Source organism: Streptacidiphilus sp. PAMC 29251, assembly GCF_054208735.2.
On the sequence record NZ_CM135725.2, the window covers coordinates 37,258 to 58,350 of the forward strand.

General features: G+C 71.3%; 27 protein-coding genes and 1 pseudogene. 4 read left to right on the plus strand and 24 right to left on the minus strand.

From position 1 onward, the window contains the following. Nucleotides 1–21: 21 nt before the first annotated feature. Both ACXKR8_RS00230 and ACXKR8_RS00235 read right to left on the minus strand, forming a co-directional pair. Complete coding sequence (locus ACXKR8_RS00230) at nucleotides 22–684, minus strand: hypothetical protein (protein ID WP_458270890.1); 663 nt, start codon at nucleotides 682–684, stop codon at nucleotides 22–24. A 76-nt stretch (nucleotides 685–760) separates the two neighbouring features. Next, nucleotides 761–1,024 (minus strand): hypothetical protein, encoded by a 264-nt coding sequence (locus ACXKR8_RS00235; protein ID WP_458270891.1) that lies wholly within the window; start codon nucleotides 1,022–1,024, stop codon nucleotides 761–763. Between the two features lie 232 nt (nucleotides 1,025–1,256). On the opposite strand from ACXKR8_RS00235, the gene ACXKR8_RS00240 reads away from it, so the two are divergent. Beyond that, on the plus strand, nucleotides 1,257–1,676 hold the full coding sequence (locus ACXKR8_RS00240; protein ID WP_462100200.1) for a hypothetical protein: 420 nt from the start codon (nucleotides 1,257–1,259) through the stop codon (nucleotides 1,674–1,676). Between the two features lie 5 nt (nucleotides 1,677–1,681). Here the strand turns inward: ACXKR8_RS00240 and tpg (ACXKR8_RS00245) are convergent, their stop codons facing one another. From tpg (ACXKR8_RS00245) to ACXKR8_RS00305, 13 genes and pseudogenes are all read right to left on the minus strand, one after another. Beyond that, on the minus strand, nucleotides 1,682–2,260 hold the full coding sequence (gene tpg, locus ACXKR8_RS00245) for a telomere-protecting terminal protein Tpg (RefSeq protein ID WP_458270893.1): 579 nt from the start codon (nucleotides 2,258–2,260) through the stop codon (nucleotides 1,682–1,684). 355 nt (nucleotides 2,261–2,615) lie between these two features. Next, nucleotides 2,616–2,828 carry a hypothetical protein gene (locus ACXKR8_RS00250; protein WP_458270894.1) on the minus strand — a complete coding sequence of 71 codons (213 nt, stop codon included), beginning with the start codon at nucleotides 2,826–2,828 and terminating at the stop codon, nucleotides 2,616–2,618. 373 nt (nucleotides 2,829–3,201) lie between these two features. Beyond that, the gene (locus ACXKR8_RS00255) at nucleotides 3,202–3,360 is read right to left on the minus strand and encodes a hypothetical protein (protein WP_458270895.1); all 159 of its coding nucleotides are present in this window, start codon (nucleotides 3,358–3,360) and stop codon (nucleotides 3,202–3,204) included. A 39-nt stretch (nucleotides 3,361–3,399) separates the two neighbouring features. Then, nucleotides 3,400–3,672, minus strand: coding sequence for a hypothetical protein (locus ACXKR8_RS00260; RefSeq protein ID WP_458270896.1), 273 nt, complete (start codon nucleotides 3,670–3,672; stop codon nucleotides 3,400–3,402). Next, nucleotides 3,672–3,908, minus strand: coding sequence for a hypothetical protein (locus ACXKR8_RS00265; protein ID WP_458270897.1), 237 nt, complete (start codon nucleotides 3,906–3,908; stop codon nucleotides 3,672–3,674). Before ACXKR8_RS00265 ends, ACXKR8_RS00260 begins: the two co-directional genes overlap by 1 nt. A 69-nt stretch (nucleotides 3,909–3,977) precedes the next feature. Beyond that, a complete protein-coding gene (locus ACXKR8_RS00270) occupies nucleotides 3,978–4,274 on the minus strand; it encodes a hypothetical protein (RefSeq protein WP_458270898.1) in 297 nt (98 codons plus the stop codon). A 92-nt stretch (nucleotides 4,275–4,366) separates the two neighbouring features. Continuing rightward, the gene (locus ACXKR8_RS00275; protein WP_458275266.1) at nucleotides 4,367–4,555 is read right to left on the minus strand and encodes a ClpX C4-type zinc finger protein; all 189 of its coding nucleotides are present in this window, start codon (nucleotides 4,553–4,555) and stop codon (nucleotides 4,367–4,369) included. 123 nt (nucleotides 4,556–4,678) lie between these two features. Then, on the minus strand, nucleotides 4,679–5,002 hold the full coding sequence (locus ACXKR8_RS00280; RefSeq protein WP_458270899.1) for an STAS domain-containing protein: 324 nt from the start codon (nucleotides 5,000–5,002) through the stop codon (nucleotides 4,679–4,681). Then, entirely contained in the window at nucleotides 4,999–6,309 is a 1,311-nt protein-coding gene (locus ACXKR8_RS00285; protein ID WP_458270900.1) for a PP2C family protein-serine/threonine phosphatase, read from the minus strand. The genes ACXKR8_RS00280 and ACXKR8_RS00285 overlap by 4 nt, the downstream gene beginning before the upstream one ends. Further along, complete coding sequence (locus tag ACXKR8_RS00290) at nucleotides 6,309–7,118, minus strand: alpha/beta fold hydrolase (protein WP_458270901.1); 810 nt, start codon at nucleotides 7,116–7,118, stop codon at nucleotides 6,309–6,311. The genes ACXKR8_RS00285 and ACXKR8_RS00290 overlap by 1 nt, the downstream gene beginning before the upstream one ends. Before the next feature lie 216 nt (nucleotides 7,119–7,334). Then, on the minus strand, nucleotides 7,335–7,679 hold the full coding sequence (locus ACXKR8_RS00295) for a hypothetical protein (protein WP_458270902.1): 345 nt from the start codon (nucleotides 7,677–7,679) through the stop codon (nucleotides 7,335–7,337). Between the two features lie 228 nt (nucleotides 7,680–7,907). Next, nucleotides 7,908–8,462: a telomere-protecting terminal protein Tpg gene (tpg, locus tag ACXKR8_RS00300; RefSeq protein WP_458270904.1), complete on the minus strand. Its 555-nt coding sequence runs from the start codon at nucleotides 8,460–8,462 to the stop codon at nucleotides 7,908–7,910. 2 nt (nucleotides 8,463–8,464) lie between these two features. Beyond that, nucleotides 8,465–9,354, minus strand: a pseudogene (locus ACXKR8_RS00305) (hypothetical protein); the annotation flags it as partial. Between the two features lie 139 nt (nucleotides 9,355–9,493). Between ACXKR8_RS00305 and ACXKR8_RS00310 the strand changes: the two are divergent. After that, nucleotides 9,494–9,940 carry a hypothetical protein gene (locus ACXKR8_RS00310; RefSeq protein ID WP_462100773.1) on the plus strand — a complete coding sequence of 149 codons (447 nt, stop codon included), beginning with the start codon at nucleotides 9,494–9,496 and terminating at the stop codon, nucleotides 9,938–9,940. A gap of 441 nt (nucleotides 9,941–10,381) precedes the next feature. Here the strand turns inward: ACXKR8_RS00310 and ACXKR8_RS00315 are convergent, their stop codons facing one another. From ACXKR8_RS00315 to ACXKR8_RS00325, 3 genes are all read right to left on the minus strand, one after another. Continuing rightward, nucleotides 10,382–10,759, minus strand: coding sequence for a hypothetical protein (locus tag ACXKR8_RS00315; RefSeq protein ID WP_462100774.1), 378 nt, complete (start codon nucleotides 10,757–10,759; stop codon nucleotides 10,382–10,384). Between the two features lie 352 nt (nucleotides 10,760–11,111). After that, entirely contained in the window at nucleotides 11,112–11,879 is a 768-nt protein-coding gene (locus tag ACXKR8_RS00320) for a GAF and ANTAR domain-containing protein (RefSeq protein WP_458270905.1), read from the minus strand. Between the two features lie 173 nt (nucleotides 11,880–12,052). Next, the gene (locus ACXKR8_RS00325) at nucleotides 12,053–12,346 is read right to left on the minus strand and encodes a hypothetical protein (RefSeq protein ID WP_458270906.1); all 294 of its coding nucleotides are present in this window, start codon (nucleotides 12,344–12,346) and stop codon (nucleotides 12,053–12,055) included. A gap of 510 nt (nucleotides 12,347–12,856) precedes the next feature. Here ACXKR8_RS00325 and ACXKR8_RS00330 point away from each other — a divergent pair. After that, the gene (locus ACXKR8_RS00330) at nucleotides 12,857–14,422 is read left to right on the plus strand and encodes a chitinase (RefSeq protein WP_458270907.1); all 1,566 of its coding nucleotides are present in this window, start codon (nucleotides 12,857–12,859) and stop codon (nucleotides 14,420–14,422) included. 502 nt (nucleotides 14,423–14,924) lie between these two features. Here the strand turns inward: ACXKR8_RS00330 and ACXKR8_RS00335 are convergent. Next, nucleotides 14,925–16,325 (minus strand): IS1380 family transposase, encoded by a 1,401-nt coding sequence (locus ACXKR8_RS00335; RefSeq protein ID WP_458266600.1) that lies wholly within the window; start codon nucleotides 16,323–16,325, stop codon nucleotides 14,925–14,927. Between the two features lie 523 nt (nucleotides 16,326–16,848). Between ACXKR8_RS00335 and ACXKR8_RS00340 the strand changes: the two genes are divergently transcribed. After that, complete coding sequence (locus tag ACXKR8_RS00340) at nucleotides 16,849–17,232, plus strand: three-helix bundle dimerization domain-containing protein (RefSeq protein ID WP_458275267.1); 384 nt, start codon at nucleotides 16,849–16,851, stop codon at nucleotides 17,230–17,232. Here ACXKR8_RS00340 and ACXKR8_RS00345 read toward each other — a convergent pair. The 5 genes from ACXKR8_RS00345 to ACXKR8_RS00365 all read right to left on the minus strand — a co-directional run bounded on the left by ACXKR8_RS00345 (nucleotide 17,202) and on the right by ACXKR8_RS00365 (nucleotide 20,683). Beyond that, complete coding sequence (locus tag ACXKR8_RS00345) at nucleotides 17,202–17,927, minus strand: GAF domain-containing protein (RefSeq protein WP_458270908.1); 726 nt, start codon at nucleotides 17,925–17,927, stop codon at nucleotides 17,202–17,204. The genes ACXKR8_RS00340 and ACXKR8_RS00345 overlap by 31 nt on opposite strands. Then, complete coding sequence (locus ACXKR8_RS00350; RefSeq protein ID WP_462100201.1) at nucleotides 17,924–18,664, minus strand: ANTAR domain-containing protein; 741 nt, start codon at nucleotides 18,662–18,664, stop codon at nucleotides 17,924–17,926. Before ACXKR8_RS00350 ends, ACXKR8_RS00345 begins: the two co-directional genes overlap by 4 nt. Before the next feature lie 4 nt (nucleotides 18,665–18,668). Next, the gene (locus ACXKR8_RS00355; RefSeq protein WP_458270910.1) at nucleotides 18,669–19,097 is read right to left on the minus strand and encodes an STAS domain-containing protein; all 429 of its coding nucleotides are present in this window, start codon (nucleotides 19,095–19,097) and stop codon (nucleotides 18,669–18,671) included. A gap of 294 nt (nucleotides 19,098–19,391) precedes the next feature. Further along, nucleotides 19,392–20,255, minus strand: a complete 864-nt coding sequence (locus tag ACXKR8_RS00360; RefSeq protein WP_458270911.1) for an NmrA family NAD(P)-binding protein — start codon at nucleotides 20,253–20,255, stop codon at nucleotides 19,392–19,394. Continuing rightward, complete coding sequence (locus ACXKR8_RS00365; protein WP_458270912.1) at nucleotides 20,252–20,683, minus strand: hypothetical protein; 432 nt, start codon at nucleotides 20,681–20,683, stop codon at nucleotides 20,252–20,254. The genes ACXKR8_RS00360 and ACXKR8_RS00365 overlap by 4 nt, the downstream gene beginning before the upstream one ends. Nucleotides 20,684–21,093 lie beyond the last annotated feature (410 nt).

The following is a 21,093-nucleotide window of genomic DNA, read 5'->3' on the forward strand; positions in this document are numbered from 1 at the left end:
TGGGCCATGTCGGTCTTCCGGTCAGTCCAGGTCAGCGCTGGCCAGGGTGACCGCGAGCGCGATGTGAGAGACGGCGCTCAGGCAGTGCTCCGCTGCCATGGTCGGATCGGAGGTGGCGCGCACCTCCTGCAGCGCCAGCAGACCGATCAGCACCGCGGCGTTGACCGCCTGGTCGAGGACCTCGTCCGCGGCGAGCTCGCCGCTGGCCACCATCTCGACCACCAGGGCGACGGCGTCCTGCGGATCGTGCCGCCACCGGGCGACGACTTCGTCCCCAGCACCCACCAGGTCCATCGCGGCGGACTGCTCCACCGTCGGCAGCGGCACGCCGTACTTACCGGGCGGCCCGTCCTGGTCCGCGAGCTCCTGGGCCCGCGCTACGGCGCACCGGGCGGCGTAGGTACGCCGGGCCTCCCGCTGTTCCCTTGCCATGGCGGTCGGCCACCGGGCGTCGTCCTCGGCGCGGGCCCGGTCCAGCAGAGGGGCAGCGGCGAGGCTGACCTGGATACACGGCAACAGGGCCACCTCCACGGCCTCCTGGCCGGGCGGAGCTGCGGCGAGCGGCTCGTACACCGCGGCCGCCGCATCGGCACAGGCCCCGATCAGTGCGGTCAGGGCAGCGATCAGCCGTGCGTGGCGGCGTCGGCGGGCGGGCAGTTCCAGGCGGTCCGGTGTCACAGTCACCCTCGGCACTATGCCGCGCGGCACCCGCCCGCCGGGCCTGTTTCGGCCCTGCGGCCCGCCCCGCGCCGTCCTTGCGTCACCGCCAGAAAGGCCGTCGCTTCCACCAGTGCTTGGCCGGCTCTGGGGTGACCTCCAATTTGGGCTCCGGCTCGGCGGCCGGAAGCACCTCGGTCAGCCGCTGCTGCGCGTCGAGCTCCCACGGCACCCCGTCGTCGTCGGTGAACGTCACCCGGAAGCGGTACTCGTCCGCTTTGACTGGCAGCCGCTCGAACACGAAATCCAGTGGCTGATCATCCCGGCGCAGCATTGGCCGGGGCATCGCGCCGAGCACCCCGATCATGGGCCCAGTCATGTTCGCATCGTAGGGCAGCGGGAGCGTACGGACCCTGCGCACACCGGTTCCCGGGCCCGGATCAGCATTCGCTGGACCGCGGCGCCGACGCTCGCCACAGTGGTCCCATGAGGAGTTCCAGGCGCACCGCCGCCTACGAGCCGGGTCCGCTGGTGCCGACCCGCTTCGGGCCCGTGCCGACGATGCCCGCCGTCGCCAATCGCACCCCCGTGAGCAGCGCGTGCTCCAGGCCGCTTCCCAGCGCGGGGTGGAGGCGGCCGGCTGGCTCATGGACCTCGCGCAGTTCCAGCCGGACCCGGAGCACGCCCGCGCGCTGATGGGCATGTCCGAGGCCGTCGCGGTCGCGCTGATGGCGTTCAACACCACCGTCTTCGAGCTGACGCAGGAGCAGCGCAGGGAGCTGCTGGAGCTGCTGGACCTCCACACCAGCCCGGACGGCTCGCTGGTGACCACGGACCGGGGCAGCCGGTTCGATGTGGGCGACCTGCTGCTGGTCGCCTCGCTGACCGCGGCCGTGCGCACGGTGGTGGAGCTGGCGCCGATGGACTGGGCCCGCGACCTGCCTACAGTGCTGGAGCTGATCGACCACATCCTCGCCGCCGCCTCGGCCAGCCGCGCCGACCCGCCCTTCGCCGGCTGACGCGGTCAGTGGAAGTTGAAGTCGAGTTCTTCGACGTCGACCAGCTCGCACGTGACCACGTTGTTGAAGTAGGCGCTGGTGAGGATGTCCGCGACGATCTCCAGCAGGTCGTCCTCGTCCGCCCCGGCGTCCTGGGCGTCGATGAGCTCCCGGGCCTCCATCGGGGAGACGTTGACGCTGATGTCGCGCAGCCGGCCGTCGTCGGTGCTGCCGGTGCCGGTGAAGCCGATGAAGCCGCGGACGTGGATCCTCATCCCGCCCACGCTGACCGCGTGCTCCCTGGCCTGGGCACGGACCCGGGGCTGCCACTGGCTCTTGACCTCCTTCTCCATCCGCTCCCGCACGTCGCTGCGCGGGGCCTTCACGGTGCCGGCGCGGTAGCGCTGGACGGTGCGCTGCGAGACGCTCAGGCGCTCGGCAACGGCCCGGGTGGAGCCCTTGGCGCGGCCCAGCAGGAACGAGATCCTGGCGCCGACGCCCTTGGGCACGGGCTTGGTGAACGCCTTCTCCTCCGCCTGCTCCAGGCCCAGGGCGACGTGCTGCTTGCCCGCGGCTGCTGCGCGCTGGCGCTTTCGGTTGCTCATCACAGCAGCGTGCCGCCGCAGGCCTGTGGACAGGCTCCGCCGCCGTGCAGCAACGGGGTATCCGAGCGGTGCAGCAGCGGAGTAACCGCGCAGCAGCACCGGCGCAGCAGCAACGGGGTAACCGCGCAGCAGGAGCGGGGTAACCAGGAGCTGCTACGTGCAGCATCGCAGGTCAGAGCGTGCAGCAGCAGCAGCAGCAGCGGTTGCGCGGGCGGTGCAGCAGGCGGGGTAACCGGTGCGGCACCACAGCGCAGCGCGGACTCCAGCCGCAGGGCAACCGCTGCTAGCAGCACCGCAGGCAGGCCGTGCAGCAGCAGCGGTTACCCCGTTACCCGGTTGCCTCCGGGCAGGCTCTTCACAGCAGCCGGTAGGACGCGAACCCTCCGAACCACAGGGTCAGGGCCGCGGGGAACACGCCGCCACCGAAGACGGCGACCGTGACTCCGGTCGCGTGCAGCGCCAGGAGCGCCAGGGCGGTAGTGAGCGCTGCGACCAGCGAGGACAGAGCGGCCACCGCGATCCACAGCACTTTGACGATGGCGGGCTGCGGCGGCGTCGGGGTGCTCAACGTTCGATCTCCTTTACGGGAAAGGGTGATCGAACCGAAGCCGGGGCAGCTTCAACCCGACCACCCGGGCGGTGGTCAAGGATTGAAGTGCGCCTGACGAGGGCGGACAAATCAATCGAACTACACGACACTGTGCGGGCACTGGTCTCCGGCGAGAAGACCGTGGGAGGCCGTCATAGTGGCGCTCTCCCAGAACCCAGACGGGGGGCAACGTCAAAAGCCCCAACTGACCGTCGGCCAGGACAGTAGCGCGGTGGCTCGGCAGTCCGCCACTCGGTCAAGATGGGTCGGATTCCGCGCATCGGATGACCGCAAAAGTAACCCGGCGGATATGGGCACCGGGGCCGGCTCCGCGAGGGGCGGCGGCTCGCCGCTACATCCCGTAGGACGATTCGACGTGGCTGACGATCGTGGTGGCGAGGTCTTCGACGTCCTCGCGGATGCCCTCGAACTCGCCCTTCTCGATCAGGCCGGCCTGCTCCAGGTACACCTGGATCATGTCGGTGACTTCGTCCGTCGTCGTGTCGTCCACGGGTTCCTCTGCGGTGATGCCGACCTTGGTGAGGGGCGGTCAGGTGGTCAGGTAGGCGACGATCAACAGGGACCGCATCGCCGTGGTCTGGTAGAGCACGCGGACGCCTTCGACGTCGTCCTGGTAGTCGCGCAGCAGGTCCACCCCGAGGTCGACGCCGCGCTCCGGGTCGGCGGACAGGACCGCGAGGGCGCGGTCCAGGCGGTGGACGGCGTCTTCATCGCCGACGGCGACCAGGTCCGCGATCGGCTGCTCGGCGAGCGCGGTGAAGAAGACCTCGGCGCGGCGGCCGGGCTGCTGGTGCCGGGCCATCAGGCGGCGTGGCCCTCGCGGGCGGCGTGCAGCTGCCGCAGGGCCTCTTCGCGGATCTCGGACCAGGGCTGGCAGGCCTCCACCGCGGGGAGCCCGTGTTCGGCGATGTCCTCGAGCGCCGCGGCGAACCGGTCGGCCCGGGCCCGTTCGTCGGCGGCCTTGGCGCGCAGCATGCCGGCGGCGGCGGGCGCCATCGGGGTACGGCCGGTGGGCTGGGGGTCGGGCTGCTCGGACATCGGGTACTCCAGTCGCGGTGGTTCATCCACGGTAGCGGGACCGCACGGGGCGGCGGGAGGTGTTCGGCGTCATCCCGCGCCGTCCGGGCCCGGCTCCCGGGCGCAGCGCCAGGCCACCAGCAGGACGTCGCGGTCGGTCAGGGCAGTCGTGTCGATGACGGCGCTGACGTGTGCCCCGAGCAGTTGCTCGCCTGGGCCCAGCACCATCACCAGGTCCGTACGGCGGGCGGTCACGGTCGCGGCCCCGCAGCACCGGGCCGCGAACGCGATCCGGACTTCGTCGGTGGTGACGCGTACGATCTGGCCCCGGCAGCGCTCGCGGACCGGGACCGGCTGCTGCTGGTCGGGGACGGACGGTTGGTGCATGGTGCCTCCCTGCGGTCCCACGACGCTGTGGGGCCTGGCATCATCGCGCCCCGCACCGACAACCCGCACGCGAAATCCGGTTCCCGGCGGTCCTACCCGCCGTTCGCGATGACGGTGACCGGCTCGATGCAGTCCGAGCAGATCGCCGTCCCCGGGCCCTGGACCAAAGCGCGGACGTGCGCGGCCTTCTTGCCGCACCAGGTGCAGTACGGCTCCGCGGACCGCGCCCAGGCGGCGCGGGTGTCCAGGGCACGGGTGCAGTGCAGGGCGTGCTCGCGCAGCGGGACCTCCTGCTGTGCTCCTCAAGCCGTCGCCGGGCGCGATTGCCGAGCTCACCGGCTTGCTTGTCCCCGATGACGCCAGAGGGGTGACCGCAGGGGCCAGTTGTGGGTCATCGTCGGGTGTCAGGCGGGCTCGACCTGGGGTTGGACGTGGAGGATCTGGTCCAGGCCCAGAACGCGCAGGATGCGCACGGTGGTGGGCGGCACGTGGGACAGGGTGATGTCCGCGGCGCGGGCGTGGTTGCGGGCGGCGATGATGACGGTGATCCCGGTCGAGTCGCAGAAGGCCAGGCCGGTCAGGTCGAAGGTCAGGGTCTGCCCGGCCTCCAGGGCGAGGGCGTCTACGGCGGTGCGCAGCTGTCCGGCACTCGCGTGGTCGAGTTCCCCGGTCAGGGCAAGGACGGGTCCGGTGGTGCTGTGCGTGGTGTTGATGTCCAGTTCGGTCATCGAGCGGTGGCCGTGCCGGTGGTGGGGGCCGGGACGCCCAGGGCGAGGAGGGCGGTGTCGTCGTCCAGGCCTTCGCCGAAGCTCTCCAGCAGGCCCGTGACGGCATTGATGGTGGTCTGGGTGTCGGCGGGGGCCAGGGCGGTGGCGAAGGTGTGCAGGGCTTCCTCGCTGTAGCGGGGGCCGGCTGGGGTGCGGGCCTCGGTCAGTCCGTCGGTGTAGAGCAGCATGGTGTCGCCGGCCTGCAGGGTGGTGGTGGCGGTGGTGAAGTGGGGCTCGGGCAGGACGCCGACCAGGGTGCCGCCGGGGGTGGGCAGGTAGTGGGCGGTGCCGTCGGCGCGCAGGACCAGGGCCGGGGGGTGTCCGCCGCCGGCCACCGTGACGGTGACGCCGTCCTCGTGCGGGGCCAGGGTGCCGGTGATCGCGGTGCAGTAGCGCGGGTCCTGGTCGGCGTAGTACCCGTGCAGGGCGGTGTGCAGGACGGCCAGGGCGTGCACGGGGTCGGCGTCGGTGAGGAAGGCGGCGCGCAGGGTGTACCGGATCAGGGAGGTCACGGCGGCGGCTTCCGGGCCCTTGCCGCAGACGTCGCCGAGAAAGAAGCCCCAGCGTCCCTGGCCCAGGGCGAACAGGTCGTAGAAGTCCCCGCCGACCTCGTCGACGGAGGCCGGGTGGTAGTACGCGGCTGCTTCCAGACCCGGGACCTGGGGCAGCACCGTCGGCACCAGGCTCTTTCGCAGGATGGCCACGACCTGCTGCAGGCGGGCGCGTTCGGCCTCGGCTGCCCGGTGCGCGGCCTGGACCTCGATGCTGGCCTGCTCGGCCTGCTTGCGCGCGCGCAGCAGTTCCTGCTCGTAGGCGCGCCGGTCGCGGGCGTCGAAGAGTGTGGTGCGGATCAGCAGCGGCTGCCCGTCGGTGCCGGTCTTGACCGTGGAGGTGACCAGGACCGGCAGCCGGCTCCCGTCGGCGGCCTTGAGGTCCAGCGCGATCCCGGACAGGTGGCCCTGCATGGCCAGCAGCGGCGCGAAGTGCGTCTCGTGGTAGAGCTTGCCGCCCACCGTCAGCAGGTCCGCGAAGCGCCTGCGGCCCACGAGCTGGTCGCGGGTGTAGCCCAGCCACTGCAGCAGCGTGGCGTTGACCTTGGCGATCTGCCCGTCCAGCAGCGTGGACAGGTAGCCGCACGGCGCGTGCTCGTACAGGTCCTCCGCGCTGTCCTCCAGCAGCGCCGAGAACTGCGCCTGCTCGGCCTGGTCCACACTGTCCTCGCCGGTCCCGGTGTGCTGCTCGGGGTCGCCGTCGGCGGTCTGGCACATCACCGGGCGGCTCCGGCGAACTCCACGATGGCCTGTCCCGTGGCCTCGGGGGCACTGAGCTGGGGGCAGTGCCCGGTGGCGTCCAGGGTCACCAGGCGGCTGCCGGGGATGGCGGCGTGCACGTAGGCGCCCACCTCCCGCGGCGCGATGGCGTCCTGGGCACACTCCAGCACCAGCGTGGGCACGGTGACCGTCGCCAGGTCGGGGCGCGAGTCGGACAGGAACGTGGTGTGGGCGAACACCGAGGCCATGGCCGGGTCGGTGGCGCAGAAGCTGTTGGTCAGCTCCTGCCCGAGCTCGGGGCGCTGCGGGTTGCCCATGATCACCGGGGCCATCGCCGCGGACCAGCCCAGGTAGTTCGAGTCCAGCGACTCCAGCAGCTCCTCGATGTCCTCGGCCGAGAAGCCGCCGGTGTAGCCAGTGGCCGGGTCGTCCAGGTAACACGGGGAGGGCGCGACCATGACCAGCTTGGCGAAGCGCTGCGGCTGGCGGGCTGCGGCCAGCACCCCGACCATCGCACTGACCGAGTGCCCCACGAACACCACGTCGGACAGGTCAAGCTCGGCGCAGATCTCCAGAACGTCGCCCGCGTACCCCTCCAGCGAGGAGTAGCGCTGGGCGTCCCAGGCGGAGGGGTCCGCGCGCCCGGAGCCGACATAGTCGAACAACACCACCTGGAAGCGCTCGACCAGCTGCGGCACCACCAGGCGCCACATGTTCTGGTCACAGCCGAAACCGTGCGCCAGCATCACCACCGGCGCACCGGCCCGGCCGGTCACCCTCACGTTGTTCCTGACCACCGCCTGCATGGCGGACATCATCCCACGGCCTGCAGCGCAGCCGCAGAGTGCCCCGCGAGCGAGCCACCGAAGCCGCCAGGGCACGGCTCAGCAGCGGCCGGATCGCGCAAGGACCACGGCACGCCGGGAACGTCGGGGCAGCTGGAAGGAGTAGCGGCACAGGCTGGCATGGCCACGAACCGGGAGAGCCTGCCCGGCCGTGCCTCTCGCCAACGGCGGGGAGGCTCAGACGCGGTGGTCGCTGTGGGCCAGCAGCGGGTCCAGGCCCAGTTCGAGCAGGCGGCCCCGGGTCCGTGGATCAGCACGGTGGACCGTCAGCGCAACGGGAGGGTCGCCGGCGCGCAGCGCCTGCAGCAGCGGGAAGAACAGGACTGCGGCGGCAGCCGCGCTGAGTGGGTTGGCCTGGTCCACGTCCAGGTGGACCTCGCGGGTACCAGGCGCCGCCAGCTGCGCGAGCCGGTCCGCGACCCGCTGCGCCGCGTCCGCGTCGACCACGCCGTGCACGCTCGCCACCAGCTGCCCCGCAGGGCTCGGGTGCAGGTGCAGCAGACGCCGGTCCCGGTAGCTCATCTGCTCCCCTGTCGAGATCGTGGCTTGGAGTGCGGAACCGGTCCCGCCGTACTGGGCGCCGGGGCCGGGGTGGTGGTCAGCCGCGCCGTGGTCGATGACCTCGTCCTGCGCGTGCAGCCCTCCAGGATCTCCGCGACCGCGTCGCGCGGCTGCTGCACGATCTGGTCGGCGACGTCGGGGTGGCAGAGGATGTCTGCCCCACCGAGCGGAACGCGGGGTCGTCGGCCATCAGAAGTCCGCCTCCAGGTAGTCCACGCCGGTCAGGCGTACGTCCAGGCCGTGGGCGCGGCGGCCCCCGTCGCGGAAGTAGTGCTCCGCGAAGCCGTTAGCGATGATCTGCGCGAGCTGGTCGTCGGTGGCCCCGTTCTCCTGGGCCTGGAACAGCCTCGCGGCGTAGGTGGCGGGCAGGTGCTGGGTGATCCGGCGCAGCCGTCCTTCGTCGGTGGTGCCGGCCGGGGCGTCGTAGCCGAACGTGCCCCGGGTCTCGATGGTGATGCCGCCGCTGGTGGTCGCGTGCTGGATCGCGCGTTTGCGCACCAGCGGCTGGAACCGCGCCTTCACCTCCCGCTCCAGGGCCGCGGCGACGGCCTTCGAGGGGTTCAGGCGGGTGCCCTTGAGGTACCGCTCGACGCTGCGCTGGGTGACCCCGAGCAGGTCGGCTACCGCCTTGGTCGACTTCAGGCGGTCCATCAGGAACTTCACCCGCTTCTGGGCGGAGACGGGGGGCTTGCGGGTGAACTGCGCCTCGATGGAGGCGGTCAGCCCGTCGCTGATCTTGCCCATGGTCATTCACCGTCCCAGGAGTCGGTCGTGGCCTTGATGATCGCGGCCACGTTGTGGCCCATGTCCAACTCGGTCGCAGCCCAGAGGTATTCGCGGCTGCCCTCGGGCTTCACGTGGCCCGGGGAGACTCCGAGGGCGAAGCCGCCGGGCAGGTGCTTGCCCTGGTCGTCGTAGGGCAGGACGTCCAGCACCGAGGGCCCGGCGGAGGGGTAGACGACGCAGTCGACGTTGACCGCCAGGGGCCAGCGGTCGGCCTTGAGCGCCATGCTGACCATCTTGCGGTGCAGGTTGACCCGGCTGGTGGAGATCACCGCCGCCCGGATGTCGGGACGCCAGTGCTTGCGGCGCAGCGCCACCCACGGCTCGCCGGTCTTCACGCCCGCGCCCTGGTTGCGCTCGCGCAGCTTCCCGACACCGCCCTTCGCGGTGGCCTTGATCGCCGACAGGACGGCGGCCATGGCCGGGTCGACCGCCTTGTGGTGCTCCATCGCGGCGATGAAGTCGGGGATCGGCATCCCGAGGGTGACCCCGAGGTCGGCCATGGTGTCCAGGTAGGCGGCCCGCAGGTGCTTGTGCCACGGGTCCAGGTAGGAGCCGTTGGCGAACCTCGGCACGGTCTCCAGGAACTCCGGCTTGAAGGACTCCAGCCCGAGCCGCTCCACCGCGCCCAGGTCGCCGCCGCCGTGCCACGGGGCCGGGGGGATCCGCAGCCCGTAGGAGGAGACCAGGTCCCGCAGCTGGGCCTGGTTCGGACGCACCCATGCCTCGACCGGGGTCGTGGCCAGGTGCTGGCCCAACAGTGCGGCCAGTTCGTAGGCGTAGGCCACGGTCGGGGTCGCGTACCAGGCCGGCCCCGTCGGGGTGGTCCCGGTGGGGTGAACGGGGAGGGCAGACGCGGGTCCAGGACCAGGCCGGACAGGTCGATCAGCCACGCCCCGGGCAGCTTCTTGTCGAACACCGGGGCCATGACGTGCACGGCCTCGCCCAGCCCGACCAGCAGGCGGTTCGACGCGGCGAGGTAGGCGGTGTTGATGTCGATGCCGACCGCGTGGGAGCAGGCGTCCTCCGCGTCGGTCAGCAGCTCCGGGTCGCGGGCCCAGATCAGCGACTCCTCCTCGATGGCGCCCAGCGGGCCCTGCGGCCGGCCCTGGGCCAGGGGGTGCTCGTCCGGGGGCTCGGGCGGGGCCGGGTCGACCGGGATCGGCAGCGACCCGGGGGTCGCGCTGGAACGCCAGATCCCGTCCGCGCCGCGCTGGCCGTGGGTGGGCGGGCGCACCGCGGCCATCAGCTCGATACCGCAGGTCGCGCCGCCGCCGACCGGGGTGATCACGCGGGCGGCGTACGTGCCGAGCATCAGCGCGATCTCGGGGGCGGGCAGGGTGGCGGCGGCCTCGCCCCAGTCCCGGGGGTCCAGCGCGCCCCAGGGCAGCACGGCGAGCTGCACGCACAGGCGGCGCTTGTTCTCCGCCGGGCGGTAGATCCGCGGCCAGGGGCCGAAGCCCCGCTTGGTCAGCTGCCACTTACTGCGGGCCAGGCTCCAGAAGTACTGCCGCATGTGCGCGGCCAGGGCCGGCGGCAGCATGGGGTCGTAGTCGGCCATCTTCCGCACGTCGACCGGGAGCTCCACCGCGCCCAGCGACAACTGCATCAGGTCCGCGTTCGCGCGCTCCTTGGCCCGGCGCCGCGTACGGCGGGCCTTAAGGTATCGACGCAGGGGGCCGCTCTTCGCCGGGCCCGCCTTGCGGATACTGGCCCAACGCTGGGAAAACCACCCCGGCTGGCGTGCACACTGGTCCCTCTGACCGCTCGCCGTCAGGCCCGGCCGGGGGTGCTCGCCGCAGGGGGTGGGAGGAGCAAGCTGGTGGTGGCGTTCCGGACCCAGATGTCCGCAGGCCCGATCCCGGCCAAGGCCGGCGTTCTTACGGAGGAGTGGTGTCCGGTTTCGAGATCGCGGTGCTGATCCAAGTGCTGGCGGCCAGTGACGAGCGCGGGTTGCCGGTGTGGTGGGCGGGGCGGTGCGCGGCGGTACTGGGGGTGGACGGCCTCGCGGTCTCCCTGGCCCCGGGCGGCGGCCCAGCGGCGGAGTTGCTGCTGTTCAGCGACGAGCGCGCGGCCTGGTTGGAGAACCTGCAGTTCACCCTCGGCCAGGGCCCCACCGAGGAGGCCGCCCGGCTGGGTACTGCGTGTCTGGAGCCGGACCTGCTGGCCTCGCAGCAGCCGTGGCCGGTGTTCACCCCGTCCGCGCTGGAGGCCAGGGCGCGGGCGCTGTTCGCGTTCCCGGTCCGCCTGGGCGGCATCCGGCTGGGCGTGCTGACCTTGCACCGGCGCGTGAACGGGGCTCTGGGCGAACCGGCGTTCAGCGACGCGCTGGCACTGGCCGACGCTCTGGCGCTGTTCGTGCTCACCATGCGGCTGGATCCGGACCGGGCCTCCGGGTGGGGGCGGGCCGGATGGCTGGACCTGCACCGGGCCCAGGTCCACCAGGCCGCCGGGATGCTGTCGGTCCAGCTGGGGGTGCCGGTCGGAGAGGCCCTGCTGCGGCTGCGGGCCCACGCCTTCGCCCACGATCTGCCCGTGCTCCAGGTCGCCCGGGACGTGCTGGAGCGCAGGCTGCGGCTGGCGGGCGACTCCCGGCCCCCTGAGCCGGTGTCAGGTCGGGGGCGGGTCCTTGCCGAGCAGGGCGGTGTCGGCGATGCCCTCGATGACCTCCCCTGCCAGGTCGGTCAGCAACTGCTGGTGGGCCCGGGCGTGTTGGCGCATCAGGTCGAAGGCCGCATCCACGCCGATGTCGCGGTGTGCGGCCAGGGCGCCCTTGGCCTGCTCAATGACCAGCCGGGACTGCATGGCGTGTTGGAGCTGGGTGGTCAGCAGGGTCTGATCGGCCACGGTGCGCTGCTGCAGGATGCCGATGGTCGCGGTGTCCGCCAGGGCCTGGCCGATCCGCAGCTGGGAGGCGGTGAGCGGGTCCGGGCGGTGGTGGAACAGGTTGAGCGCCCCGACGGTCTGGGTACGCAGCCGCAACGGGAGCGCGGCGACCCGGGTGAAACCCAGGTCAAGGGCGGCGGAGGCGAAGTGCGGCCAGCGCGTACCGCTGCCGGGGACGCCCAGCGCGGTGTCCGGGACCGCGGTCCCGGCGATGAAGCAGTCGCGGCACGGGCTCTCGTCCCAGGCGATGCCGGACAGTTCCAGCTGGCGGGTGGCCTCGTTGGACGCGGCGGCGTCGATCAGCTGCCCCTGCGGGTCGGCCAGGATCACCCCGGCGGCGTCCAGGTCCAGCAGGGCGACCGTGTGGTCGGCCAGGGTGTGCAGGAAGTCGATGATGTCGAAGGTGTCCACAAGGGTGTCGGCGAGCTCGACGAACGCGGTCGCGAGCCGATCCTGGGGCAGGGGCGTTGGCTGGGGGGTGACAGACGGCATGGCGCCTCGGTCCTTTACTCCGGGGCCCTCCCACAGGGAGGGCGTCCTCCGGTCCGTGGGGAAGAAATTCCCCACACCCACAGCATCCCGCGTCCAGACCCACCAGCAATCCCCATCGGGCAGACAACCAGGCCCGCGACGAGAACCCGGACCAGCCAGGCGCCCCGGACAGCTCACGGCAGTGAGGAAGGGCCGGGACCGAGCCCCCGCAGCCGCCAGTTCTCCCGGAGCAGCCGCCGCTCCGCCCTCAGCACCATCAACTGCTCCGACAGCTCACGGTTCGTGCGGCGCAACTCCGCGAGCACCGCAACCAGATCGCCACCGCGGCCCACCAAGCTCCGATCAAGGTCCCGGAGAAAGACGCGGCCGCCATGACCGTGTTCAGTACCAAGGAGGCCCTTGACCTGCTGACCCAACTGCAAGCCCAGTACGCCAGCAAGTAGCAGCACAGCAGCGGGGACGCCCACGGCTGTGGGCGCCCTCTGCTGCTGTGCGTTCAACCCAGGCACAGCGGGCAGTGCGGGCCCATTCGCCGGAGGTCACCGACGATGGCCGGACAACGCTTCGCCATCACGCCCGTGCAGCGGCTCTTCGGGGCCAGACACGGACGCCCCCGCGACGGCTTCGAACTGCCCCTGGCCGGCAACACCAAGTGGGGCGCATTGGACTCCTTGGTGGCCTCGGTGAGTCCGTGCATCAGACGGGCCTCGTCCGTCCCCCGGGGCGGCCCGCCGCCAGCGCGCCGGGGCCAACCACAGGATGTGCACTCCTTGCGGATTCCTTACGTGTCCTTGCGGAAGGAGCATCCGGCTGCCCGCGTATGGGCAAGCCAGCCGACGAACAGCCTGTTCAGAGCCGGATCTGCGGATTCCGACGTCCTCGAACGGCACCCCTTGACAGGCGCATTGGTCTAGTCCAACTTGTGGGTCAAGCATTATCCGCTGTCTTCCCCTCCCCCACATTGAGGACAGAAATCCATGGCATCCCCTCGCCGCGCCATCGGCGCAGTCACCGCCTGCGCGACCGTCATCGGCCTCGGCCTGACCGGACTGGCCGCCTTCACCGGCTCTGCCAGCGCGGACACCACCAACCTGGTGGCGAACCCCGGCTTCGAGACCGGTTCGCTCGCCAACTGGAGCTGTAGCGCCGGGACGGCGTCCGTCGTCTCCAGCCCGGTCCACTCCGGCACCCACGCCCTCTCCGCGGCCCCCACCAGCGGCGACACGGCGCAGTGCACCCAGACCATCAGCGTGCAGCCCAACTCCTCGTACTCGCTCAGCGCCTGGGTCCAGGGCCCGTACGTCTACCTGGGCACCAGCGGGGACGGCACCACGGATGTCAGCACCTGGTCCAACAGCAGCTCCTGGAACCAGCTCAGCACCACCTTCAAGACCGGTGCCTCGACCACCAGCGTGACCATCTACCTGCACGGCTGGTACGGCCAGGGCGCCTACCAGGCCGACGACGTGACGCTGAGCGGCGCGGCCGGTGCGACCACCGCGCCGCCCACCACCGCCCCGCCGACGACCACCCCGCCCACCACCGCGCCTCCCACCACGGCGCCGCCCACCACCAAGCCGCCGACCACGGCGCCCCCCACCACCGCCCCGCCGACCACCGCGCCGCCCACCACCGCGCCGCCGCTGACCGGGAAGCACCTGGTCACCGGCTACTGGCAGGACTTCGACAACGGCGCCACCGACCAGAAGATCAGTGACGTCAACTCGGCGTACGACATCATCGCGGTCTCCTTCGCCACCGCCGACCCCAGCAGCACCGGCGGCATCACCTTCTCGCTCGACCCGACCCTGCAGAGCAAGCTGGGCGGCTACACCGACGCCCAGTTCAAGGCCGACATCGCCGCCAAGCACGCCGCGGGCAAGAAGGTGGTCATCTCGGTCGGCGGCCAGAACGGCACCATCACCGTCGCCAGCTCCGCCGCCGCGACCAACTTCGCCAACAGCGCCTACGCGCTGATGCAGACCTACGGCTTCGACGGCGTCGACATCGACCTGGAGAACGGCCTCAACCCGACCTACATGTCGCAGGCCCTGCACTCCCTGGCGAGCAAGGCCGGTTCCGGCTTCGTGCTCACCATGGCCCCGCAGACCATCGACATGCTGTCCGCCAGCTCCGACTACCTGGCCACCGCCGTCCAGATCAAGGACATCCTGACGATCGTCAACACCCAGTACTACAACTCGGGTTCGATGAACGGCTGCGACGGCGGCGTCTACAACGAAGGCACCGTCGACTTCATCACCTCGATGGTCTGCACCGCGATCCAGGCCGGGCTCAAGCCCGCCCAGGTCGGCATCGGCGTCCCGGCCTCGTCCAGCGCCGCCAGCAGCGGCTACGTCACCCCCAGCGTGGTCGAGAACGCCCTCAACTGCCTCACCAAGGGCACCAACTGCGGCACCTACAAGCCGACCACCCTGTGGCCGACGATCGGCGGCGTGATGACCTGGTCGACTGCCTGGGACGCCAAGAACGGCAACCAGTTCGCCCTCAACGAAGCCGCCTTCACCCACACCCTGCCATAAAGCACCACAGGAGCTGTCACTCCCGGAGGCCGGACCCGACCACCAGGAGCGACAGCAGCAACAGACGCACACGCCACCCGAGCGGCGAGCCTCCCCACCTCAGCGCCAACCACTGCCCACCGGCAACAAGACCGATCAGCAGGGCCGCCCGGCGTCACCGGCCCTCGACTGGATCGGTCCGGGTTTTGGCGGGAGGGCCGGGTTTTTGAGTCCGGTTCGGTGGCTGGACCTGTGGGCTGGTCAGCGAAGAGGACCGCTGCGGGTTCGCGGCGGTCCTCTTCACACCTGTGACCAGACTCTGAACCCGAATCCACCGGCTGATCATTTCGGGGTTGCTCTCCTGCCCGTGGACGGTCGGCCGCTGGGGGCAACAGGTTGAGGGTGTGCGGTAGCCGCCGTGCGCGGGTCGCGGCCTGTCCGAGGGGTTGTGCGGGGTCGGGAGCGGTTGGTGGCGCTGTCGCCGGTGGCCGTCGGGCCGTCGCGGTGCGGGATCTTGTGGCGGTCAGGCCGCCGGGCGCGGCGGTGGGGAGTGGACGGCCTCGAACAGGGCGGTGAAGGCGTCGCGCCAGGGCCAGTGCTCGGGCAGATGCACCGTCAATTTGGTGCGCGCGGTGCGCGCGAGCCGGGCCGGGACGTGGACCAGGTGGGCGCGCAGGGTCGCTGTGGTGGCCTTGGCGTGGAAGACCGAGGTCAGCGCACCGGCGGCCCGCAGCAGGTTGTGCGACATCGCCCACAGGGTCAGCCACGCGGCGTTGGCCTGGAAGTTCCCGGACGGCAGGTGGGCCAGAGGCCCGGACTTCCCGTCCGCGATCACCTGCTCCACCACGGCGTGCTGCCGGTGGTGCAGTTCCGCCTGCAGCACCGCGAAGGAGCTGTCGGTGAAGACGGGGTGGTAACGCCAGGCGGTGAACAACTCGCCCTGACCCTGGGCCACTTCGGCGTTCAATCGGCGGACCCGGCGCACGATCAGCCGGGCGGTGACGTGCTCGGACTTCCTTCGGCCGGTGAAGGCGGTGTAGGGGATCTCGGCGACCTCGGCGTCGGAGACCATCTCGCCGGTGTCGGGGTCGACGAAGGCGTCCGGGTAGCGGATCGCCGTCCAGGACTCCTGCGGGATGCGGGAGATCGCGCCCGCGATGGAGGGGTTCATGCCGGTGGTCAGGGAGAATCGGGCGCCGGCCCGGCGGCAGGCGGCGACCACGTCGGCGGTGTAGAACTTGCTGTCCGCGCGGACCAGGCGGATCCCGGTGCCGCCGGTCTCCTTCGCTATGGCCAGGGCCTCGCTCACGAAGCTCTCGGCTCCGCGGACGTCGGCGGCCTTGCCGCGGCGCAGGCGGACCGCGCCGATCACGGGCCGGGCGATCGGGGTGGACAGGGTGGCCAGGATCGGGTGCAGGGTGCGCTGGCCCTTGAGGCGGCCGACCTGCGCGCCCTGCTTGGCGTGGCCGTACACGCGGCGGTGGGTGGGGTCGATGTCGATGAACATCAGTGTGTCGGCGCCGGGCAGCAGTGGGGTGCTGCGGGCCAGTCGGGCCAGGAAGTCGCGGTGAACGCGGTGGAGCTGGCGGTTGTGGCCGTGGGTGAAGGAGCGCAGGAAGGTGCCCAGGGTGGAGGGCGCGCGGACCGAGGTGAAGGCGCGGTCCATCGCGCCGTGCCGCAGCCGCGCCGCGTCGTCGATGCTGTCCGCGCCCGCGCACATCGCGCTGATCAGCGACATCACTTTGGCGGCCGGGTTGGCTCCGCCGCTGTTGTCGGCGCCCTCGATGCGGAGCGCGGACGCGGCCAGTTGCCGCAGGCCGGCCCGCTCGGCCAGCCGGACCAGCGACAGCAGCCCGGCATCGGCGATCAGGTTCGGCTCGTCGAAGACGGCGGAAACCGCTGTGGCGGCATGGCAGGATTGCATCTCGCGGATGTTCTCTCGTTCTGGCGACTTGGTTCTGTAGGAAGTCCCATCGTCCCAGGTCAGAGGGCATCCGCGTCGTTATGTCCAGGCCTCGGACAGGTCATTCATCGGTGGATTCGGGCTGAAGGACCGGCCGACCCACGGGGCGAAGCTGCAGCCCTTGGGGCGACTGATTTAGAGCGCAATGAGGACCCGGCCCAGGAACGCCGCTCATGCGTCAGAGCAATGCGTGGCGCCCTCTTGGTCATCGTGCCCAGCCCTTCAGTGGATCGGGACGGGCAGGGCTCTGATCTGCATCATTGTCCAAAACGCATGGTAGGACGTTCTGAAGAATGCCGCTCATGCGCGTCAGAGCAAAGAGCTACGTCCCCTAGCCGTTCGCTGAGGCCGCCGGAGCACCGCCCCTCGCACACGGGGCCGGCCACAGTCCGCGAGCGGCGCGCACGCACGACGCAAGGGCAATCCCGAACCCGAGTTCGACGACTGGCTCACCGTGGAACGGCCCTTCGCCGGGTTTCTGTTCATGTCTGCGACGGTGCGCGCTGCAGGTCTCGGGGCAGGGGACTCCAGGTACGGAAAGCAACGTAGGGCCCCGGTCCGATCCCAGGAGGCGGCGCATGCTGGCAGAGCTGCAGAAGGAAACGGCGAGCGAGCGTGTCCGGGAGCGGATGCACCGACGCCACGACCAGGCGGTGCTGCCGGGCGAGGTCGACCGGGTCCTGGCCGGCGCCCACCACACTTCGACGGGAGCCCGGTGCGCACGTTCGTGCCGATCCTGGTGGAACGCCGGGTGCGCACAGAACTGGACCGCCGGCCGGGACGGCACGCCAGGAAGCAGCCCAAGGACTGGGCCGCGCGGTCGCGGGCGGCCCGGGGTCAGTGGGGGATCTGGTCGGTGTCGAACTGATCGTCGGCGATCTGGCGGGCCAGGCGGGCGAGTTGGTGGTGGTGGGAGCGGGCGTAGGTGCGGAAGGCGGTGAACGCCTCATCGACGCTCAGGTGCCAGCGTTCGGCGAGTTGGCCCTTGACTTGCTCCAGGACGACGCGGCTGCTGAGGGCGTACTGGAGTTGGCCGCGTTCCAGTTCGCTGGCGGCCAGGGTGCGCTGCTGCAGGATGGCGATGGTCGCCAGGTCCGCCAGTGCCTGGGCGATCTTGACGTCGGCGTCGCTGAGCGGTGCGGGGTCGGTCTGGAACAGGCCCATCACCCCGATGATCCGCCCGCGCAGCCGCATCGGGAGGGCGCTTGCGGCCACGAAGCCCGTTGCCTGGGCGGCCTGGGCGAACTTGGGCCAGTGGGCCGTGGCCACCGGGTCGTGCAGGTCGATGTTGGTGGCGGGGGCGCCGCTGCGGTAGGAGTCCACGCAGGGGCCCTGGTCGTGCTGCAGGGCGAAGAGCTCCAGGACCCGGGTGTGCTCATCGGATGCGGCCAGGACCTGCAGGTGCTCGTGCTGGTCGGCCAGCAGGACCCCGACGGCGGCCACGTCCAGGAGCTCCATGCAGCGCACGGACAGCTGCTGGAGGAAGTCGATGAGGTCGAAGTCGTCGATCAGGGAGTCGGCGACCTCCACGAAGATCTCGGTGAGCTGCTGTTCGCGGGTCATGGCGAATCAGTCCTTGTCCGCGAGGGGCAGCGGTGTGCCCCGCCGTTGCCGGGGTGGTCCAGGCGAAGCCGCCTGTCCACGACGTCCTTGGAAATGCTGGTGATGGTGCGTCCGCTGCTGTAAGCATGCGCGCGCAGCCGCAGGAGAGCGGTGGGCAGGGGCACGGAGAGTTGGATGCTGAGCATCCCGGTGGCCTGGTGGACCACCGCGTCCTGCAGGTCGCACAGCGGATCCATCAGGGCGCCAGCGTCCGGTTCCTCGCTGTTCAGGCATCGGGCGGTCAGCGCGGCTGCCAGGACCAGGGCGTCGTCGGCCTGCCTATGGGTGAGCGGGCCCGGGGTGTCGCGGACCGCGGTCAGGACCCCGACCTTGATCGCGCCGATCGCCATCGGGAAGCAGAACACCGCCCGCGCCGTAAGGCCCGGGGCCTCCAGGGCGAGCGCGGGCCAGCGCCGGGCACTGATCTGGGTCAGGTCCGGCACCCAGACCATGGCGCCGGTCCGCACCGCCTCGGGCCCGGGGCCCTCCCCGAGGGTGAGTTGCAGGTCCTGGAACTGGCGGGCGGCGCCCTCGGCGCACCACAGGAGTTCGGTGAGGTCGCCGCTGGTGACCAGGGATACCGCCAGGCCGTCCACACCCAGCGCGCCGCCCGCGGCGGCGGTGGTGTCGGCCAGCGCCCCACGATGGTCCTTTGCCTGCAGCCGGCCCAGGACTTTGGCCATGGCGTCGCTGATCACCCGCTCACCCTGACCGTTGGGCACCGGGTAGGAGCAGCCCGTTGATGCTGTCGTCGACCACGGTGGTGAGCAGGGGCCAGGTGCCGGTCCGGGTAAGCAGGCGCACGAGCACGGGACACAGGTTCTCCAGGCGTAAGCGTCCTGCGGCGGCGGCGGTGAGCCAGTTCGCGTCCAGGAGGGCGTGCAGGCCTGCGACATCGCAGAAGGTGAGGTTGGCCAGGTCCAGGTCGATGGTGCGGTGGGCCGCGCCCAGGCACTGCCGCACGGCCAGGTCCAGCAGCGGGGCAGTGGCCAGGTCGAGCTCACCGGCCAGCGTCAGAGTTGTCCCGAACCTGCGGTCGCGCCGGCGGATACCCAAGCCCTGGACCACGTGATGCTGGACTGCACGTTGCGCGTGCGGCGCCACTGCTGGGGCCTGCTGTGTGAGGGACACGTGGACTCCCTGGACCTCTCGTGCGCGACGCGGCCGGGGTCCGGGGCAGCAGGAACAGACACCGCCGAAGCGGTCACTCGGTCCTCCGCGCGATGCCGGGGTCACGATCGCCCCGGCACCCGATCAGATCCCGGCCACCGGCATGACGTCTGGTGGGCGGAGCTGAAAAAGGAGTCCTCTGTCCTGCACACAGTAGCGCTGAATGACACCGTCGGCGACGATCGCCGGATATGCGCAGAAGAAGCACTCACCCGTTCGACCCAGGCATTGGGCCCGCCCCCCGCGCGGCCCGGGTCAGTGGTGCGCCGCGCCGTTGGGGCGTTGCCAGGCGTGGTGTTCGCGGCGGGCGAATTGGAGCAGGTCGATCGGCTCGCGGCCAAGGACGCCCTGGACGTCGGTGGTGACCGCCGAGGCAAGGCCCAGGCGGCAGGCGCTGTAGAGGGCGAACATCACCGCCGCCTGCCCCCCGGGCAGGCCGGAGGCACGGGTGTGCTGCCAGTAGGCCCACGGCTCCAACGCGCGGTACCGGATGGGCCGCCCCAGGACGGCGGACAGCACACAGGCCACGTCGTCGTAGCTCAGCGCCAGGGCACCGGTGGGGGTCAGCGCCTGCCCCGCCAGGGTCTCACCGGTCAGGGCCCGGGCGCAGATCGCGGCCACGTCCACGATGTCGACGAACGAGGTGCTCCCGTGCCCGGCGGGCAGGCTGAGCGTGTCCGTCTCGCGGATCTCGGCGTGGGTGGTGGACAGGTTCTGCATGAAGAACCCGGAGCGCACGAACGTCCACTGCAGGCCCGAGGCGCGCAGCCACCGCTCCAGGCGGTAGTGCGGCACCAGCGGGTTGCGCTGCGCGCCCTGCACGGACAACACCATGCGGCGCACCCCGGCCCCCTTGGCCGCCTCCAGCGCCGGCAGCATGTCACGGGCCACGTTCGCGATCTGCGGGGGCCGCATCACGAACATGGCCTCCACACCCTCGAACGCCCCGGTCCAGGTCTTGGGGTCGGCGAAGGAGAACACCACCGCCTCCTGCCACGGCTCCCCTTCCCCCCGCTCCTCGCGGACGGCGGCGCGCACCGTGTGCCCGCCCGCGACCAGGTCCCTGGCCACCGCGCCCCCCACCCTGCCGGTAGCACCCGTCACCAGGATCGGCGTCATCCGATCCCCCCGTCACCAGCGGGGCTCGGCTGCGGCAGCCAGGTCCGGGTGGCCACCAGGTCCTGGCAGGGCTCGAACAGCAGGCGCAGTTCATGGAGCAGACGCAACGTCAGGTCTTCCTCGGGCACCGGCGGCCCCGCGGACACAGTGTCCGCGCTGTGGTCGCCCAGCAGGACCATGGCCAGGTGCACCCGGTCCACGCCACTGATCGAGGGCGGGCACCGGGTCCCGGCACCGGTCTCCAGGTCCTGGTCCTGCGGCAGGGGCTCGCGGGCCCGGGAATAGGTGCCAACGTCCACATCGTGTCCCACGACCGCGCCCAGGCGAACCACGGCGAACAGGTGACAGTCGCACCACAGCATCGCGGTCGGCCGCAGCACCAGCACCGCACGGCCACCCGCGGAAGGTGCACCCTTGAACTGCCGCACCAAGGGGTCCTGTAACGAGCCCGGTCGTGCTGGCAACTCGGGGTCTGAGACCTGCGGCCGGATGGTCGCGTCCACTGGAGCCTCCCTGTCTGCGCTCGACAGCGGCACAAGGCCGCACAGGCAGCCACATCGGGTCCAGGATGCAGAACCACCAGCGTAGCCCCGCCCGACCCCGCCCCGACAGGCCAAAAGCAGCCGTGCCCCACCCCGCCGACCGCCCGCGATTGGCCAGATGCGACGACGGATGCGGACGGTCGAGCCTCTGCGATTCAGATCTGAATCGGCGCTCATGGGTGCCCTGACCTGGTCAGTAGCCGACGCTTGTGACCGGTTCGCCGTGATGGACCTCGCCGCTGGCCTCGCCGGTGCGCGGGTCCGGCGAGGCCGTAGAGGGTGACCGCCTACGGCCA

Coding starts and splice junctions, on each gene's coding strand:
- ACXKR8_RS00320 (WP_458270905.1), bottom strand. CDS start 11,879: ATGCCGTCTGTCACCCCCCAGCCAACGCCCCTGCCCCAGGATCGGCTC.
- ACXKR8_RS00315 (WP_462100774.1), bottom strand. CDS start 10,759: ATGCCGCCCAGGCGGACCGGGAACGCGAACAGCGCCCGCGCCCTGGCC.
- ACXKR8_RS00335 (WP_458266600.1), bottom strand. CDS start 16,325: ATGCAATCCTGCCATGCCGCCACAGCGGTTTCCGCCGTCTTCGACGAG.
- ACXKR8_RS00285 (WP_458270900.1), bottom strand. CDS start 6,309: ATGTGCCAGACCGCCGACGGCGACCCCGAGCAGCACACCGGGACCGGC.
- ACXKR8_RS00235 (WP_458270891.1), bottom strand. CDS start 1,024: ATGATCGGGGTGCTCGGCGCGATGCCCCGGCCAATGCTGCGCCGGGAT.
- ACXKR8_RS00295 (WP_458270902.1), bottom strand. CDS start 7,679: ATGAGCTACCGGGACCGGCGTCTGCTGCACCTGCACCCGAGCCCTGCG.
- ACXKR8_RS00330 (WP_458270907.1), top strand. CDS start 12,857: ATGGCATCCCCTCGCCGCGCCATCGGCGCAGTCACCGCCTGCGCGACC.
- ACXKR8_RS00280 (WP_458270899.1), bottom strand. CDS start 5,002: ATGACCGAACTGGACATCAACACCACGCACAGCACCACCGGACCCGTC.
- tpg (WP_458270893.1), bottom strand. CDS start 2,260: ATGAGCAACCGAAAGCGCCAGCGCGCAGCAGCCGCGGGCAAGCAGCAC.
- ACXKR8_RS00310 (WP_462100773.1), top strand. CDS start 9,494: ATGTCGATGCCGACCGCGTGGGAGCAGGCGTCCTCCGCGTCGGTCAGC.
- ACXKR8_RS00270 (WP_458270898.1), bottom strand. CDS start 4,274: ATGCACCAACCGTCCGTCCCCGACCAGCAGCAGCCGGTCCCGGTCCGC.
- ACXKR8_RS00265 (WP_458270897.1), bottom strand. CDS start 3,908: ATGTCCGAGCAGCCCGACCCCCAGCCCACCGGCCGTACCCCGATGGCG.
- tpg (WP_458270904.1), bottom strand. CDS start 8,462: ATGGGCAAGATCAGCGACGGGCTGACCGCCTCCATCGAGGCGCAGTTC.
- ACXKR8_RS00260 (WP_458270896.1), bottom strand. CDS start 3,672: ATGGCCCGGCACCAGCAGCCCGGCCGCCGCGCCGAGGTCTTCTTCACC.
- ACXKR8_RS00360 (WP_458270911.1), bottom strand. CDS start 20,255: ATGACGCCGATCCTGGTGACGGGTGCTACCGGCAGGGTGGGGGGCGCG.
- ACXKR8_RS00290 (WP_458270901.1), bottom strand. CDS start 7,118: ATGCAGGCGGTGGTCAGGAACAACGTGAGGGTGACCGGCCGGGCCGGT.
- ACXKR8_RS00345 (WP_458270908.1), bottom strand. CDS start 17,927: ATGACCCGCGAACAGCAGCTCACCGAGATCTTCGTGGAGGTCGCCGAC.
- ACXKR8_RS00340 (WP_458275267.1), top strand. CDS start 16,849: ATGTCTGCGACGGTGCGCGCTGCAGGTCTCGGGGCAGGGGACTCCAGG.